Below are 14,808 nucleotides of genomic sequence, written 5' to 3' on the forward strand. Positions count from 1 at the left end.
CCCTCGGGTCGCCGTGGCCCGTCCCGGCCGGGGATGCCGCCTCAAGATCCATCGACCGTGGGCGGGCCGGCGGTGCCGGCCGCCGCCGAGGTCAGAACGGGTGGTACTGGAACAGCCAGGTCTCGCTCAACGTCTGGTCGCCGCTCTTGAGGTAGAGCCGCAGCTCCACAGGATCGGTCCCGTCGACCGCAAGGTCGAACGACGTCATCCAATGGCCCGGCACGCCGTCCGCCACGGCCTCGGTGATCTTGTAGGGACCGATCGTGCCGCGCGACGCCGTCACGACGTGGTCGGGTGACACGCCGAAGGGCAAGGACGCCAGCGGCCCGCCGAGGAACTCGATCATGAACTTGCGCACGCCCGGCGGGCGCGGCTGGCCGGGCTGGCCGCCGCGGCCGAGGCGCGTCGCCACCACCTTGGCGAGCGCCGGGGGGAAGGGTTCGGCGGCCAGCCAATATTGCTTGTACGTGAAGCTATAGGCGTTGCCGGCCTTGGCCGGCTCGGCCGGCACCCACATGGCCACCACGTTGTCGTGGATCTCGTCGTCGGTCGGGATCTCGATGAGCTGGACGGCGCCATGGCCCCAGTCGCCCCGGGGCTCGACCCAGACGCTGGGCCGCCTGTCGTAATACACGCCGTCGACGTAATGATCGAAGACCCGATCGCGCTGCATGGTGCCGAAGCCCTTCGGCGACACGTCCGAGAAGGCCGAGGCCGTGGTGCGGTCCGGGTTGTTCAGCGCCCGCCACAGCCGCTCGCCCGTCCCGGTCCAGAGCGACAGCCCGTCGGAATCGTGAACCTCGGGACGCCAGTCGATCGCCGTCGGCTTGGCGGTCTCGGAATACCAGTACATGGTGGTGAGCGGCGCGATGCCGAGCCGGGCCACGTCCTTGCGGAGGTGGAGCGTGTGGTCGATCTCGATCGTGACGCCCTTGGCGCGGGTCATCAGGAACTTGTAGGCGCCCGTGACGGAGGGGCCGTCGAGCAGCGCGTAGACGGTCAGCGTGTCGCCGTCGCCGGTCGGCGTCTCGATGTAGAACTTGGTGAAGTCGGGGAATTCCTCGGGCCGGTCCGCCACGGCCGTGTCGATGGCGATGCCGCGGGCCGACTGGCCGTACTGGTAGAGTTCGCCGATGGCGCGGAAGTAGGAGGCGCCGAGGAAGGCGGCCCAATCGTTCTTGTGCCAGTCCACCTTGCCGTTGCGCGGCTCCTGCACCCGGAAGCCCGCGAAGCCGATGCCCTTGGGCAGCTTGCGGGCCGGGCTGTCGGCGGGGATGTTGAACATCGCCTGGTCGTAGACGATCTCGCGCGACGTGCCGTCCTTCACCACCAGCATGTCGACCGATTTGGCGAAGAACATGCCGAGGTGGAAGAACGTGACGGGGAACTCGCCCGGGCCCTCGGCGAAGACGGCCGCATCGGTGTTGAAGGTGACCCGGCCCCATTCCTCGTAGTTGAGCTGCTTGACGATGTCGTTCGCCGGCAGCATCGGGGCCGCATAGGGCTGGGCCGCGAGGCTGCGGGCCTGCTCCTTGAGGATGTCGAAGGAGAAGGGCTTGGGATCCTGGAGCTTCAGCGCCCCGGCGCCCGCGGCCGTCTGGGCGGCGGCGGGCGTGACGCCCGTGGGCAGCAGCCCGAAAGCCGACGCGGCCGCGAGGGCCGTCAACAGCGAGCGACGGTCGAAGTCGGTCATGATCGCGGGCTCTGGAAAGGAGAAGGAGGGGCGCCGAGGCCGCTCAATGCGTCAGCGGCTCGACCTTGATGGCGGCGCGCATGAAGTAATACAGCGCCACGAAGCCTGACAGGCCGAACACGATCTCGACGGTGCGGGCGACGGCGGGCGCGAGGCCGAAGAGGCCGCCGAGCGCCCAACCGGCCGCCCAGGACATGCCGACCAGTTCGGTGCCGACGAGGATGCACACCGACACGATGGTGGTGAAGTTGCCCCAGTTGATCGTTCGCGCCTGCGCCAAGGTCGTCTCCGGAGGTCTGCCCGCTGGGGCGGACCTATAGCAGGTGACCGACGGGTGCAAGGCGGAGCCCGTCATCCATCGGCATGGCAGACGGCCTCGATCCGGTTGCCGGACGGGTCCGCCAGGAACGCCGCGTAATAGGCGGGGTGGTATCGGGGACGCAGGCCCGGGGCGCCCTCGTCGGCCCCGCCCTGCGCCAGACCGGCCGACCAGAAGGCCCGGACGGCGGCGCGGGTGGGCACCTTGAAGCAGAGGTGCCGGCCATGCGCGGGCTCGGGCGACGCCCCGCGGCGCACCGACAGGTAGCTGCGGGCCGGATGGGCCGCCGAGCAGCGGTCGCCGTACCCGAGCCAGCCCTCGTCGGTGTCGCGACCGACCTTGGGCACGCCGAGCGCCTGCATCACGGCGTCATAGAAACGCTCCGCGGCCGCGAAGTCCGACACCGTGAGGGAGACGTGGTCGAGCATGGACCGTCAGCGGCGCCGGAAGGCGAGGGCCAGCACGAAGCCGACGCCGCCGGCCATCAGGAGCGCCAGAGCCTTGTTGTCGCCCGTGAAGCGGGCCGCCGTCTCGCGGTAGGCGCGGCTGCGGCGCAGGGCCTCGTCGTACAGGTGGGAGCCCTGCTCCACCAGGGCGTCGGCCTGGCGCCGCGCCTCCTCGTAGGCATCCTCGGCGGCCGATCGCGCGTCGGCATAGGCGTGTTCGGCACTCTCGAGGGCATCGTGGTAGGCGTGCTGCGCTTCCTCGTAGGCCTGCTCGGCCGAGGCTGCGGCCTGGTCGTAGGCGCTGCCGACCTGACGGCCGAAGCCCCCCATCGTTTCGGCCCCGACGCTCCCGCCCCTGGCGTTGCGGATACGATCGATGGGTGTGCCGCGCTTCATGGGACGCTCCTCGGGGACGGTGGCGAAGCCGGCCTGGGCTTCGCCGTTGCCACAACGGCCGAAACGCGCTTCGGGTCCCGGGGCCTCACTGCGCGCGGCGGCGCGTCATCGACATGGCCAAGACGAAGCCCAGGACGAGGGCGGCGGTCCAGAGCGTGCGGGCCATGGCGGTCTTCCTCGCGCGGTGGCGGTGATCGAAACTTGGAAAGTCCTGAACCGGCCATTGCGTTCCGCGGCGTCCGGGGTCGACGAACCGGCTCGCGCTTCCGCCGGCTTGACAGCCCGTCGGATCTGCCGGGATGGGTCGGCACGCTCGCTGCATGAAGGCTCCGGCCCCGCCGCGCCGACCCGACCTCCGACCCCGGATGACACCCATGGACCCCGCCGCACCGCCGTCCCGCCTGCCCGACCACCCGCCCCACCTGCGCGCCATCGCCATGCCGGCCGATACCAACCCGGCCGGCGACATCTTCGGCGGCTGGCTGATGGCCCAGATGGACCTCGCGGCCGGCAATGCGGCCGCGCGCCGGGCGCGCGGACGCTGCGCCACCGTGGCGGTCGACAAGATGACGTTCCACCAGCCCGTGCTGGTCGGCGACGAGGTGAGCTTCTACGCGACGATCGACCGGGTCGGCCGGACCTCGATGGTGATCCGGGTCGAAGCCTGGCGCCGCTCGCGCGATGCCGAGGAGGCAGGCCGCGTCACGGGCGCGACCTTCACCTTCGTCGCCATCGGCGACGACCGGCGCCCGCGCGAGATCCCCAAGGAGGCGTGACGGCCGGGCCGCGTCAGCGGACCGTCACGCTGGCGCGATAGGCGAGGGGGCAACCGACCCTCCCCTGCCCCGGAGCCCATCATGACCGCGCCTCGCATCTCCGCCGTCGGCTTCAGCATCCAGTCGGAGGACGGCAGCGTCGCCGGCCTCGAGCCGGCCCTGCGGGCCCATGCCGACCTCGGCGTCGACGCCATCGAGATCGCCGCCTCCTCGCTCGACCTCGTGGCCGGCGGCCGCGTGCTGGCGCGCCCCCTGGCGGAACTCGAACGGCTGACCCGCGCCTTCCCTTTCACCTACACGGTGCACGGGCTCGTGGCGTCGAACTTCATGGACCCCGCCACGCAGGACCGCCAGGTGCGGGCCGCGCTCGCCATGGTGGAGGTTTGCGGCGCCATCGGCGCCCGCATTCTCGTGCAGCACAGCGGCTGCGTCGACGCCGGCCAGCCTGGAGACCGCGCCGGCGCCGAGGCGCGGGAATGCGACGCGCTGCGGACGGTGGGCGATGCCGCGGGGCGGCACGGGGTGCGCGTCGCCCTCGAGAACATCTTCACCACCGCGCCCGGCCAGTTCCGCCGCACGCCCTCCGAGGTCGCCGCGGCGGTGCGGCAGCTCGACCACCCCCACGTGGTGGCGCTGATCGACATCAGCCACGCCTGGATCGAGGCGACCCACCGCGGCCTCGATGTCCGCGCCGAACTGCGCGCCATGGCGCCGGTGGCGGGGCACCTCCACGTCCACGACAGCTTCGGCCAGCCCGAAGGCGCGACGCCCTTCTACTATCCGGCGGAGCGCACCGCGCTCGGGCTCGGCGACCTCCACCTGCCGCTCGGCTGGGGCGACATCCCGTGGGACGCCATCGCGGCCGATCTCGCGGTGCTGCCCGGCACGGTCCTCATGATGGAGATCGGCGCCCGCTACCGCGCCGAACACGCGGCATGCCTGGGCCGGGCCCGCGAGATCGCGGCCCGGATCGGCTGACCCGGGGGCGGGGTTCGGGCCGCCAAGGTTCGCGCCGCCGTCAGGCGGCGTGGCGCACCGCGCCCGTGCCCGCGTGCCCCACCTCCTCGGCGACGAGCTCGGCCGTCGCGGCCGACAGCGTCCAGCCGAGGTGGCCGTGGCCGGTGTTGTAGAAGACGCCGGGGCGCTTGCCGCGGCCGACGCGCGGCAGCATGTCGGGCAGCATGGGGCGCAGGCCGGCCCAGGGCACGACCTTGCTGGTGTCGACAGCCGGGAAGAGCTGGCGGGTCCAATCGATCAGCGGCTTCACGCGGTCGGCCCGGATGTCGCGGTTCTCGCCGTTGAACTCGGCCGTGCCGGCCACGCGGAACCGATCCTGGCCGAGGCGGCTCGACACGATCTTGGTCTCGTCGTCGAGCAGGCTCACCCAGGGGGCGGCGCGGCGGCTCTCGCCCTGCAGGTCGACCGTGATGGAATAGCCCTTCACGGGATAGATGTTGACCCGGTCGCCGAGGCCCTGGGCCAGCTTGCGGCTGGCGAGGCCGGCACAGATCACGACGCCGTCGACCGGCATGGACTCGGGCGCGCCGGGCGCCGTGCCATGCATGTGGGCCGGGGACCAGCGCACCGCGTAGCCCTCGGCCGCGTCGCCGGCGGCGGAGGGCTCCACCGCCGTCACGTCGGCATCGTAGACGAACTTGGCGCCGCGCCGCAGGCAGGCCGCCGCGAGGCCGCGGGTGAAGCGGTGGATGTCGCCGGTCGAGTCGGATTCGGTGAAGAAGCCGCCGTGATAGGTGCCGTGCAGGGCCGGCTCGATCGCCTTCATCTCGGCCGGCGTGACGCTGCGGCGGTCGAGGCCGCCCTGGCGCAGCAGCCCGTTGACGTGGGCGGCGTGGTCGTAGCCGGCCTTGTTGCGGTAGACGTGCAGGATGCCGCGCCGCTCGAGGTCGAAGTCGATGGTCTCGCGCCCCGCGATCTCGAACAGGCGCTGGCGGGCCGCGATGGCGAGCTTGGTGGTGGCGACCGTGTTGGCCTCGTAACGCGGGATGTTGGCGACGAATTCGGCCAGCCAGGAATATTTGTGCCAGGAGGGGCGGAGGTTGAGGCTGAGCGGCGCGTCGCGCTTCGCCAGCCACTTCAGGCCCTTGAACACCGTCGGCCAGGAGTTCCACACTTCGGCATTGCTGGCGGAAAGCTGGCCGCCGTTGGCGAAGGAGGTTTCCATGGCGGCATAGCGCTGCCGGTCGAAGACCGTCACGGCGAAGCCGCGGTCGAGCAGCGAATAGGCGGTGGTGATGCCGGTGATGCCGGCGCCGATGACGGCGATGTGATGCATGGGGTGACACCTCGGGACAGCGTGGCGGTGCAAGATCCGAGCCGCAGTGCGGCCCTCGGTCCTGACCCCTCTCTGTCACGGGTACCTGAGAGATTGCCCACCCGGATTCCCGGACGGCTTCCCCTTCGGCGGGCACGATAGGACGGACCCCGTGCCTCTCTCCAGAGTGCTCTCGCGCCGTGGTCCTTTTGCCTGAGAGTTTCCGGGGCGGTTGCTCCGTCGGCGCCCCGAATCCGTCACCGGTCCGAGGTCTCTCCCGCAGCGCTTGGCGAGCGACGCCACCATGGCAGTTCGCGCGGCGTTCCGCAACAGAGGCGAGGGCCGGGGCGACCCGATCGGCCGCGTCAGCGCCGCCCGGCGCGCTTGCGCAGCCACAGGCTCGCCTCGGGCGCGCCGCCGGCGAGGGGCAGGTCCGCCACTAGCGTGTCGGCGATGAGGTCCGTCGCGGTGGCGACGTAGCGGCTGGCAAAGACGATCTCGTAGCCGCCCCCGCCCAGCAGCGCACCGACGGCGGTCTGCTCGTTGTAGCGGCGCGTTTCCCATGCGTCCGGGTAGCCGAAGGGCAGGAAGATGTCGTGGAAATGCACCAGCACGCCGGCCGGCAGGCGGGGCAGGACGTCGAGCAGCAGGCGGTCCACCTCGTTGCCCGGCACCACGACGTGGCTGGAATCGACGAAGACGATGTCGCCCGGCGCGAAGGCCGCGGCGGCCGCGACGTCGGCCTCGCCGAAGGGGCGCTGCGCGTGGCGGACCGGCAGCCCCGCCAAGGGCGCGCGCGGCCGCGGGTCGACGCAGGTCATGGCGGTCGAAAGGCCGCCGTCGACGATCGCCTGGGCCATGAAGCGGGACGAGTGCCCGCAGCCGATCTCGAGGATGCGGGCCGGCCGGGCCTGGCGCACGAGCGTGTAGGCGGCGACGGCGTCGAGGCGCGGAAACCATTCCTGGGTGAAACGCGCCGGGCGCTCGCCGACGAGGTCCGGGCTTGCGCGGGCGATGCGGGCGATGTCGTAGGCGTAGGTTTCGGCGGCGGCGAGCAGCGCCGCGCAGGACGGCAGGGCCGCGGCGAAGAGCGGCACCAGCGCCGCATAGGCGGCGACCGGGGCGGCGGCCGGCGGCCGGCCGAAGCCTCGCACGGCGGCGATCGAAACGGGTGAAAGCGAGATCAAGGGGGCACCGCGGGGCAGAGCGATGGCGTCGACGCCACCGGGATCGGCCACGACTTAGCCGGATCTCATCCTGCCGACAACGCGCGCCACCGCGGGGCGGCCATGCCGAAGCCGGACCCCGGCGGTGCGGCCGGGCCTCAGGCCTGGGTGATGAACTTCATGCGGTGCACCTTGTGCAGGTCGATGATGGCGGCCGCCGTCTCCTCGATGGAGCGACGCGTCACGTCGATCGTGGGCCACCCGTGCTGGGCGAAGAGCCGCCGCGCGCTGGCGATCTCCTCGGCCACCGCCACGCGGTCGACATAGGGCGTCACGCGGTCGCCGGCGTTGAGCGACAGCAGGCGGTTCTGGCGGATCTGCACGATGCGCTCGGGCGAGGCCAGCAGCCCGACGACGAGCGGGTTCTTGAGGTTCTCGATGCCGGGCGCCAGGGGCACGCCGGGCACCAGCGGGATGTTGGCGGTGCGCACGCCGCGGTTGGCGAGATAGATGCTGGTCGGCGTCTTGGAGGTGCGGCTGACGCCCAGCAGCAGCACGTCGGCCCCCTCGTAGCCTTCGACCGTCTGCCCGTCGTCGTGCATCATCGTGTAGTTCAGCGCGTCGATGCGCTTGAAGTAATCGGCATTGAGCACGTGCTGGGCGCCCGGGCGCGGCGTCGAGGCGGTGCCGAGGTAGGAGCCGAACAGCGACACGATCGGCTGCAGCACCGACAGGCAGGGCGAGCCGGATTCGCGGCAGGCCTCCTCGAGGCGGTGGCTGAGCTCCTGGTCGACGAGCGTGAACAGCACGATGCCGGGGGCGGCCTCGATCTCGGCGATGGCGCGGTCGAGCTGCGCCCGCGAGCGCACGAGCGGGTAGACGTGCTCGATGGACGACACCTCCTGGTACTGCGCCGCCACGGCGCGGCTCGCCGCGATCAGCGTCTCGCCGGTGGAATCCGAGATCAGGTGCAGGTGGAAATAGTGCCGTCCCATGCGGGCGTCCGATCGATGCGTGGTCGAGCCCCTGAGGTAGCACGGTTCACGCCGGGGCGGCCTCGCCGCCTCGCCGCCCCGCTCCATGGCGCGAACCCGCAGGGCCCGTCCCCCCGGTGTCCTGGCGGCGACGGCTCCTGCAAGTGCATGGCTGTGCTGCCGGAATCCGCGCCGGAGCCCGTTGTCCCGGCCCCGAGTGCCGTCCTGTGGACGGGGGAGGACGGATCGGGCCCCGCCCGCCGACCCTGTGGATGAGGCCGGATTCGACCCACAGCGAGATCCCGGGACAGCCCCGCGGCGGGGCTGCCTGTCGAGAGGGGGGATTGCGGGGACAAGCCGCGGCGCGTTCTGCGTGGAGCCTGGCCCAAGTCCCTCGTCCCACGGGAGAATCCCGGCCCATCCCGCCTGTGGACGGGGACGGGCTTGACTCCCGATGACGGGGCGCGTCCGTGGGACATGTTGTGTCCACCCCGGGATGACGGTAATCCGGCCCCCAAGCAGACTCAGCAAATCTAAGATTCTAAAAGGATTCTTTTTTGGAAGATCCGATCCGCCGCTCTCCCGCCGGGGTCGTCGCCCCGGTGCAGCCGTCCCTCTTCCTCCGGGTGCTGGACGGCGAGGTCGCGGCGAAGCCGCCGGTCTGGCTGATGCGCCAGGCGGGCCGCTACCTGCCCGAATACCGGGAGCTGCGCGCCACCACCCCGACCTTTCTCGACCTGTGCTACAACCCGAAGCTCGCCGCCGAGGTGACGCTGCAGCCGATCCGCCGCTTCGGCTTCGACGCCGCCATCCTGTTCTCCGACATCCTCGTCGTCCCCGACGCCCTGGGGCTGCCCACCAGCTTCGAGACCGGCCACGGCCCGAAGCTGCAGCCGGTCACGACCGCCGAAGGCTTCGCGGCGCTGCACGAGGCGGTCGACATGGAGCGGCTCGCGCCCGTGCTGGAGACCGTCGAGCGGGTTCGCGGCAGCCTACCGGCCGAGACCGCCCTGATCGGCTTCTGCGGGGCTCCCTTCACGGTGGCGAGCTACATGGTGGCGGGGGCGGGCACGCCCGACCAGGGGCCGGCCCGCGCCCTGGCCTACCGCGACCCGGACCTCTTCGCCCGCCTCATCGCGCGCGTGACAGACGCGTCCGTCACCTACCTGTCGGCCCAGCTCGCGGCCGGTGCCGATGCCGTGATGATCTTCGACAGCTGGGCCGGCGTCCTGCCGCGGCTCGAATACGAGCGCTGGTCGCAGGAGCCCCTCGCCCGGATCGTGTCCGGGGTGCGGGCTCGCCATCCGGGGGCGCGGATCATCGGCTTCCCGCGCGTGTCGGGGGGACAGCTGCTGCGCGCCGCCACCACGGGCGTCACGGCGCTGGGCCTCGACATCGCGGTCGACCCCCACTGGGCCGACGGCGCGCTGCCGGCGGGCCTGCCGCTGCAGGGTAACCTCGACCCCAAGGCGCTGATCGCGGGGGGCCGGGCCCTCGACGACGGGGTGGACGACATCCGGTCTGCCCTGGCGCGGCGCCCGCACGTCTTCAACCTCGGCCACGGCATCACGCCCGACACGCCGATCCCGCATGTCGAGCGGTTGGTGGCCCGGCTGCGCGCCTGACCCGGCGACGCCGGCCCGACATCATGCCGTCGCATCCCTCAGACAGGACAGCTCCATGCAGGACTCCATCCTCTGGCTCAAGGCCGCCCATATCCTGTCGATCATCGCCTGGATGGTCGGCATGCTCTACCTGCCCCGCCTCATGGTCTACCACGCGAGTGTCGGGGCGGGCACGCCGCAGTCCGAAACCTTCAAGGTCATGGAACGGCGCCTGCTCCGGGGCATCGTCACGCCGGCGCTGGTCGCGGTCTGGATCACCGGCCCGTGGCTGGCCTATGCCGAGGGCGCGTTCCGGGAGCATTGGCTGCACGGCAAGCTGCTGCTCGTGGTGCTGCTGACCGGCGTGCACGGCATTCTGGCCGCCAACGTCCGCCGCTTCGCCGGCGACGCCAACACCAAGTCGCCCACCTACTTCCGCATCGTCAACGAGATCCCGACGGTGCTGCTGATCGGCATCGTCATCCTGGTGGTGGTGAAGCCCTTCTGATCGGGGCTGCCCCCGGCCGGCCTCGGCGGGGGCGGCGGTCCCGGCCTTCACCATTTCACCTCGTGGTGGTGCGATTTCCGAGCCTCGGCGCGCCATATTCGGATAGAAGGCGGCCACCGCTCCGGGCAGGCCGGCGGGTGCTCGGGCAAAGGGACGGTCTTGAAACGCTACCTGAACTACCTGTGGCCGGTGATCGGGATCGGTGCCGTCGTCCTGTCGCTGTGGCTGTTGTTCCGGGAACTGCGGGGCCTGTCGTTCGCCGAGGTCGAAGCCGCCTTCGCCGCCATCCCGGCCGGTCGCTGGGCCCTCGCCGTGCTGGCGACGCTGGTGGCCTACCTGGCGCTCGCCTGGTACGACCGGATCGCGCTGCTCCACCTCGGCTTCGCGCTGTCCTGGCGTTTCATCTCGGCGGTGTCCTTCACCACCTACGCGCTCAGCCACAACATCGGCATGTCGATGTTCTCGGGCGCCATGGTGCGCTACCGCGCCTATTCCACCAAAGGCCTCACCATCGGCGACGTCGGCGTGCTGGTGGCCTTCTGCTCCTTCACCTTCGCGCTCGGCACCATCCTGCTCGGCGGCATCGTGCTGGCGTTCGAGCCCGAGATCGTGCAGCGCCTGTTCCAGGTCGATCCGCTGGTGGCGCGCCTCGTCGGTGGCGCCATGCTGCTGTTCGTGGCGCTCTACGTCGGGGGCGCGGCCCTGCACTTCCGGCCGCTGGTCGTCGGCAGCTTCACCGTCATCTACCCGCGCCTGCCCATCGCGATGCGCCAGCTCCTGGCGGGGCCGCTCGAGCTCATGGGCGCCGCCGGCATCATCTGGTGTGCCCTCCCCGCCGACCACAACCCGGGCTTCTTCATCGTGCTCGGCGTGTTCCTCGCCTCCTTCTCGGCGGCGCTGCTGAGCCACGCGCCGGGCGGCCTCGGCGTGCTGGAACTCGTCTTCGTCAACGCCCTGCCCGACACGCCCCGCGCCGACGTGCTGGCGGCGCTGCTCGTGTTCCGCCTGCTCTATCTCGTCATCCCGCTGCTGCTCGGCATCGTCGCCGTCGTGGTGTTCGAGCGGAGCCGCATCCTGCGCCGTCCGGCGCTCGATTGAACCGGCCGGCCGCGGCCGGTGGAGACCCCCTCGATGAACGTCCCCGTCCCGCCGCCCGGCGCCTCCGACCTCGAATGGCAGCGCCGCCGGGCCCTCGCGGCCGAGCGGACGGCGCGCATCCTCGCCTGGGGCCTCGGCCTCGCCATCGCGGTCGGCGTCTGCTGGGCCATGGCCGACATCGTGCTCCTGGTCTTCGCGGCGGCGCTGCTCGCCTGCCTGCTGCGCGGCGGCGCCGAGTTCCTGTCGCGGCGGGTCGGTGGCCCGATCGGCCTGTGGCTCGCCGCCATCGTGCTGGCGCTGGTGGCCTTCCTGGGCTTCGAGATCTTCGTGCGCGGCCCCGTCATCGCCGGGCAGCTCACCGACATCTGGGGCCAGCTGCGGGGGCAGGCGACGGCGCTCTGGGAGCGTTACGGCAGTGCCGACTGGCTGCAGCCGGTGCTGGGCCGCGCCAAGGACTATTTCCAGGACGGCACCCACAAGATCGCCGGCATGGCGGCCGGCGTCGGCACCTCGACGCTGGGCGGCCTCGGCAGCCTGCTCGTCATGGTGGTCACCGCCATCTTCTTCGCCATCGACCCCGGCCTCTATGTCGGGGGAACCGCCAAGCTGATGCCCAAGGACTGGCGCGCCCACGCGGTCGACACGATGGGCGGGATCGCCCACGTGCTGCGCTGGTGGTTCATCGGCCAGTTCCTCGACATGTGCGCGGTCGGCATTCTGACGGCGATCGGCCTCTACGTCATCGGCGTCAAGCTGGCCTTCACGCTGGCGCTGATCGCGGCCCTGTTCAACTTCGTGCCCTATATCGGCGCCCTGGCCGGGGCCGTGCCGGCCGTGCTGATCGCCCTCGGCCAGGGACCGCAGACGGCGCTCTACACCGCCATCCTCTTCTTCGTCGTGCAGACGCTCGAGGGCAACCTCATCGCGCCCCTCATCCAGAAGCGCACCGTCGAACTCGCCCCGGTGCTCACCATCCTGTCGCAGACGGTGCTCGGCACGCTGTTCGGCCCGCTCGGCCTCATCCTGGCCACGCCCGTGACGGCGGCCGGCGTGGAACTCGTCAAGAAGGTCTGGGTGGAGGAGGTCCTCGACGACACGCTCGACGGCTGAACGGCTTGCGCCCCGCGACCGTGCGGGATATGCGGATGCGAATATCCGCATATCCGCCAGGGAATATCCCCGTGCCGCTCTACATCCGCGACGATGCCGTGGCCGGGCTCGCCCGCGCCGTCCAGGCCGCTTCCGGCGCCCGCACCGTGACGGATGCGGTCCGGGCTGCGCTGGAGCGCGAGCGGGACCGCTTGAAGCAGAGCCTGCCACCCAGCGCCCGCCTCGGCAAGGCCCTGGCCCTGGCCGACGCGATCGGCGCCGACGCCCCGTGATGCTCGACGCTTCCGCCATCGTCGCCATCCTGGCGCGGTGGCCGGGGTCGGACGCGCTGCTGGCGCGGCTCGACGCGCATGGCGGGCCGTTCCTGGCCACGCCCGTGGCGCTGCTCGATGCCGTGGCGGGGCTCGCCCGCGCCAAGGCGGGTGCCGGAACCGTCACGCCCGCGCTGCTCGGCGCGGCGCGCGACGCCGTAGCGGAGTTCGCCGCCGCGCTGCCCTCGCGGGAGGTGCCGGTCTCGGCCGACCTCGGGCGCCGCGCCGCGGACCTGCTCGCGGCCGAGGGCGGCGACGCCGGACGGGCCCTCAGCCGGGCGGCGGCGCGGGCCTATCGCGTGCCGGTGCTGGAGCACGCGGGGTGATGCGGGCGTGGGCGGATCGGGCTATGCTGGGACCTCGTGGAGATCTCCGATGACGATCACCTTGTCCCCCGACCCGCTCGCCTGGATCCAAGCCCGGGTCTCCGAGGGCGCTTACAGCGATCTGGACGAGACCGTTCGCGATCTCCTGGCAACCGGCATCGCGGAACACGCGGACTTCGAGGACGATCTCGCCTGGGCCAAGCCCTCGGTCGACGAGGCTCTGGCCGATATCGCGCGAGGGAATTTCTCGGTTGTCGACGACACCGACGCCTATATCGACGGCCTGTTCCGATCGACCGAAGCCGGACGGCTCACGTCGCGGTGCGGCCGGGGGCGACGGCGGATATCGTCGGGATCGCCCGCGATCTGGTCGAGCGTGCCGGTCGGCCGGTCGCGGACGAGTATCGCCTTCGATTCAGAGCGGCTTTTCGGCGGCTCGCATCCCCCGAGAGCGCCGCACCCCGTCCGGCCCTGGGACAAGGCGTGAGGCTGATGGCCTTCAAGCCCTACGTCATCCTTCATCGCTACGACCGCCCCCGCGCCACGGTCTTCGTGCTTCGCGTGCTGCACGGTCGGCGGCGGCTCGCGGTCGACGCGCCGTGATCCTCAGCGATGCGGGTTGCCCCGCCCCGTCCCGCCGCATAGAAGGGCCGCTCAGTCAAGAACCGGATAGGGACCTGAGGGCCATGCGCGTCTACTACGATCGGGATGCCGATCTGAACCTCATCAAGGGCAAGAAGGTCGCGGTGGTGGGCTACGGCTCGCAGGGTCACGCCCATGTGCTCAACATGCGCGACAGCGGCGTCAAGGACGTCGTCGTGGCGCTGCGCGAGGGCTCGCCCTCGGCGAAGAAGGCCGAGGGCGAGGGCCTGAAGGTCATGTCGGTGGCCGAGGCCGCCAAATGGGCCGACGTCGTCATGATGCTGACGCCCGACGAGCTGCAGGCCGACATCTACGCCGCCGACCTCGCCCCCAACATGAAGAACGGCGCCGCGCTGCTCTTCGCGCACGGCCTCAACGTCCACTTCAACCTCATCCAGCCGCGCGCCGACATCGACGTGCTGATGGTGGCGCCGAAGGGCCCCGGCCACACGGTGCGCTCCGAATACCAGAAGGGCGGCGGCGTGCCCTGCCTCATCGCCATCGCGCAGGACGCCTCGGGCAACGCCCACGACCTCGGCCTGTCCTACGCTTCGGCGATCGGCGGCGGCCGGGCCGGCATCATCGAGACGACCTTCAAGGAAGAATGCGAGACCGACCTGTTCGGCGAGCAGGCGGTGCTCTGCGGCGGCCTGGTCGAGCTGATCCGCGCCGGCTTCGAGACGCTGGTCGAGGCGGGCTACGCCCCCGAGATGGCCTATTTCGAGTGCCTGCACGAGGTGAAGCTCATCGTCGACCTCATCTACGAGGGCGGCATCGCCAACATGAACTACTCGATCTCCAACACCGCCGAATACGGCGAATACGTCACGGGTCCCCGCATCATCACGCCCGAGACCAAGGCCGAGATGAAGCGCGTCCTGACCGACATCCAGTCGGGCAAGTTCACCCGCGATTGGATGCTCGAGAACAAGGTCGCCCAGACCTCGTTCAAGGCCACCCGCGCCAAGGCCGCCAGCCACCAGATCGAGGAGGTCGGCGAGAAGCTGCGCGCCATGATGCCCTGGATCACCAAGAACAAGATGGTGGACAAGGCCCGGAACTGAGCCGACCCGCCCTCCTCCTCCCCGCGACGGGAGGAGGTGCCGACAGGCGGACGAGGGGACCCGACGCCTGTCGGACATCCCCTTCTCCGACTGCGATGGGCCA

Annotated in this window: 17 protein-coding genes and 2 riboswitches; of the genes, 10 read left to right on the top strand and 7 right to left on the bottom strand. The window is 71.2% G+C overall.

Translation table 11 applies throughout. The features are described 5' to 3' along the window. Nucleotides 1-91 precede the first annotated feature (91 nt). From D3272_RS14785 to D3272_RS14800, 4 genes are all read right to left on the bottom strand, one after another. Nucleotides 92-1,693: an OpgD/OpgG family glucan biosynthesis protein gene (locus tag D3272_RS14785; RefSeq protein ID WP_129219977.1), complete on the bottom strand. Its 1,602-nt coding sequence runs from the start codon at nucleotides 1,691-1,693 to the stop codon at nucleotides 92-94. Between the two features lie 43 nt (nucleotides 1,694-1,736). Further along, nucleotides 1,737-1,973, bottom strand: coding sequence for a hypothetical protein (locus D3272_RS14790; RefSeq protein WP_129219978.1), 237 nt, complete (start codon nucleotides 1,971-1,973; stop codon nucleotides 1,737-1,739). 71 nt (nucleotides 1,974-2,044) lie between these two features. Next, the gene (locus D3272_RS14795; protein WP_129219979.1) at nucleotides 2,045-2,440 is read right to left on the bottom strand and encodes a VOC family protein; all 396 of its coding nucleotides are present in this window, start codon (nucleotides 2,438-2,440) and stop codon (nucleotides 2,045-2,047) included. A gap of 6 nt (nucleotides 2,441-2,446) precedes the next feature. Then, nucleotides 2,447-2,854 carry a hypothetical protein gene (locus D3272_RS14800; RefSeq protein WP_129219980.1) on the bottom strand — a complete coding sequence of 136 codons (408 nt, stop codon included), beginning with the start codon at nucleotides 2,852-2,854 and terminating at the stop codon, nucleotides 2,447-2,449. 365 nt (nucleotides 2,855-3,219) lie between these two features. Here D3272_RS14800 and D3272_RS14805 point away from each other — a divergent pair, with 365 nt between their 5' ends. Next, nucleotides 3,220-3,630, top strand: a complete 411-nt coding sequence (locus D3272_RS14805; protein WP_129219981.1) for an acyl-CoA thioesterase — start codon at nucleotides 3,220-3,222, stop codon at nucleotides 3,628-3,630. 81 nt (nucleotides 3,631-3,711) lie between these two features. Next, entirely contained in the window at nucleotides 3,712-4,608 is an 897-nt protein-coding gene (locus D3272_RS14810) for a sugar phosphate isomerase/epimerase family protein (protein ID WP_129219982.1), read from the top strand. A gap of 40 nt (nucleotides 4,609-4,648) precedes the next feature. Here D3272_RS14810 and D3272_RS14815 read toward each other — a convergent pair whose 3' ends face one another. The 3 genes from D3272_RS14815 to D3272_RS14825 all read right to left on the bottom strand — a co-directional run bounded on the left by D3272_RS14815 (nucleotide 4,649) and on the right by D3272_RS14825 (nucleotide 8,063). Further along, complete coding sequence (locus tag D3272_RS14815; RefSeq protein ID WP_129219983.1) at nucleotides 4,649-5,923, bottom strand: D-amino acid dehydrogenase; 1,275 nt, start codon at nucleotides 5,921-5,923, stop codon at nucleotides 4,649-4,651. 68 nt (nucleotides 5,924-5,991) lie between these two features. Then, nucleotides 5,992-6,092, bottom strand: a riboswitch (glycine riboswitch). Nucleotide 6,093: 1 nt separating this feature from the next. Continuing rightward, nucleotides 6,094-6,192: riboswitch (glycine riboswitch) on the bottom strand. Nucleotides 6,193-6,267: 75 nt separating this feature from the next. After that, nucleotides 6,268-7,140, bottom strand: a complete 873-nt coding sequence (locus tag D3272_RS14820; protein ID WP_245496585.1) for a class I SAM-dependent methyltransferase — start codon at nucleotides 7,138-7,140, stop codon at nucleotides 6,268-6,270. Nucleotides 7,141-7,226: 86 nt separating this feature from the next. After that, a complete protein-coding gene (locus tag D3272_RS14825; RefSeq protein WP_129219984.1) occupies nucleotides 7,227-8,063 on the bottom strand; it encodes a pyruvate, water dikinase regulatory protein in 837 nt (278 codons plus the stop codon). 581 nt (nucleotides 8,064-8,644) lie between these two features. Between D3272_RS14825 and hemE the strand changes: the two genes are divergently transcribed. The 8 genes from hemE to ilvC all read left to right on the top strand — a co-directional run bounded on the left by hemE (nucleotide 8,645) and on the right by ilvC (nucleotide 14,705). Beyond that, nucleotides 8,645-9,667: a uroporphyrinogen decarboxylase gene (gene hemE / locus D3272_RS14830; RefSeq protein ID WP_281010963.1), complete on the top strand. Its 1,023-nt coding sequence runs from the start codon at nucleotides 8,645-8,647 to the stop codon at nucleotides 9,665-9,667. 55 nt (nucleotides 9,668-9,722) lie between these two features. Next, a complete protein-coding gene (gene hemJ / locus D3272_RS14835; RefSeq protein WP_129219985.1) occupies nucleotides 9,723-10,154 on the top strand; it encodes a protoporphyrinogen oxidase HemJ in 432 nt (143 codons plus the stop codon). Between the two features lie 159 nt (nucleotides 10,155-10,313). After that, nucleotides 10,314-11,252 carry a lysylphosphatidylglycerol synthase transmembrane domain-containing protein gene (locus tag D3272_RS14840; protein WP_129219986.1) on the top strand — a complete coding sequence of 313 codons (939 nt, stop codon included), beginning with the start codon at nucleotides 10,314-10,316 and terminating at the stop codon, nucleotides 11,250-11,252. A 33-nt stretch (nucleotides 11,253-11,285) separates the two neighbouring features. Further along, nucleotides 11,286-12,362 carry an AI-2E family transporter gene (locus tag D3272_RS14845; RefSeq protein ID WP_129219987.1) on the top strand — a complete coding sequence of 359 codons (1,077 nt, stop codon included), beginning with the start codon at nucleotides 11,286-11,288 and terminating at the stop codon, nucleotides 12,360-12,362. 71 nt (nucleotides 12,363-12,433) lie between these two features. Further along, nucleotides 12,434-12,634, top strand: a complete 201-nt coding sequence (locus D3272_RS14850) for a type II toxin-antitoxin system VapB family antitoxin (RefSeq protein ID WP_207210221.1) — start codon at nucleotides 12,434-12,436, stop codon at nucleotides 12,632-12,634. Then, nucleotides 12,634-12,999: a type II toxin-antitoxin system VapC family toxin gene (locus D3272_RS14855; RefSeq protein WP_129219989.1), complete on the top strand. Its 366-nt coding sequence runs from the start codon at nucleotides 12,634-12,636 to the stop codon at nucleotides 12,997-12,999. The genes D3272_RS14850 and D3272_RS14855 overlap by 1 nt, the downstream gene beginning before the upstream one ends. 321 nt (nucleotides 13,000-13,320) lie before the next feature. Beyond that, on the top strand, nucleotides 13,321-13,602 hold the full coding sequence (locus D3272_RS27360) for a type II toxin-antitoxin system RelE/ParE family toxin (RefSeq protein ID WP_165361366.1): 282 nt from the start codon (nucleotides 13,321-13,323) through the stop codon (nucleotides 13,600-13,602). 74 nt (nucleotides 13,603-13,676) lie between these two features. Beyond that, nucleotides 13,677-14,705, top strand: coding sequence for a ketol-acid reductoisomerase (gene ilvC, locus D3272_RS14865; protein ID WP_428977996.1), 1,029 nt, complete (start codon nucleotides 13,677-13,679; stop codon nucleotides 14,703-14,705). Nucleotides 14,706-14,808: the final 103 nt, after the last annotated feature.

This window comes from Lichenibacterium ramalinae (assembly GCF_004137085.1).
Lineage (GTDB): Bacteria > Pseudomonadota > Alphaproteobacteria > Rhizobiales > Beijerinckiaceae > Lichenihabitans > Lichenihabitans ramalinae.

Bases quoted from the DNA above. Each gene is read 5' to 3' on its own strand.
- D3272_RS14825 (WP_129219984.1), bottom strand. From the start codon at position 8,063: ATGGGACGGCACTATTTCCACCTGCACCTGATCTCGGATTCCACCGGC.
- hemJ (WP_129219985.1), top strand. From the start codon at position 9,723: ATGCAGGACTCCATCCTCTGGCTCAAGGCCGCCCATATCCTGTCGATC.
- D3272_RS14810 (WP_129219982.1), top strand. From the start codon at position 3,712: ATGACCGCGCCTCGCATCTCCGCCGTCGGCTTCAGCATCCAGTCGGAG.
- D3272_RS14805 (WP_129219981.1), top strand. From the start codon at position 3,220: ATGACACCCATGGACCCCGCCGCACCGCCGTCCCGCCTGCCCGACCAC.
- D3272_RS14785 (WP_129219977.1), bottom strand. From the start codon at position 1,693: ATGACCGACTTCGACCGTCGCTCGCTGTTGACGGCCCTCGCGGCCGCG.
- D3272_RS14815 (WP_129219983.1), bottom strand. From the start codon at position 5,923: ATGCATCACATCGCCGTCATCGGCGCCGGCATCACCGGCATCACCACC.
- D3272_RS14845 (WP_129219987.1), top strand. From the start codon at position 11,286: ATGAACGTCCCCGTCCCGCCGCCCGGCGCCTCCGACCTCGAATGGCAG.
- D3272_RS14800 (WP_129219980.1), bottom strand. From the start codon at position 2,854: ATGAAGCGCGGCACACCCATCGATCGTATCCGCAACGCCAGGGGCGGG.
- D3272_RS14795 (WP_129219979.1), bottom strand. From the start codon at position 2,440: ATGCTCGACCACGTCTCCCTCACGGTGTCGGACTTCGCGGCCGCGGAG.
- D3272_RS14855 (WP_129219989.1), top strand. From the start codon at position 12,634: ATGCTCGACGCTTCCGCCATCGTCGCCATCCTGGCGCGGTGGCCGGGG.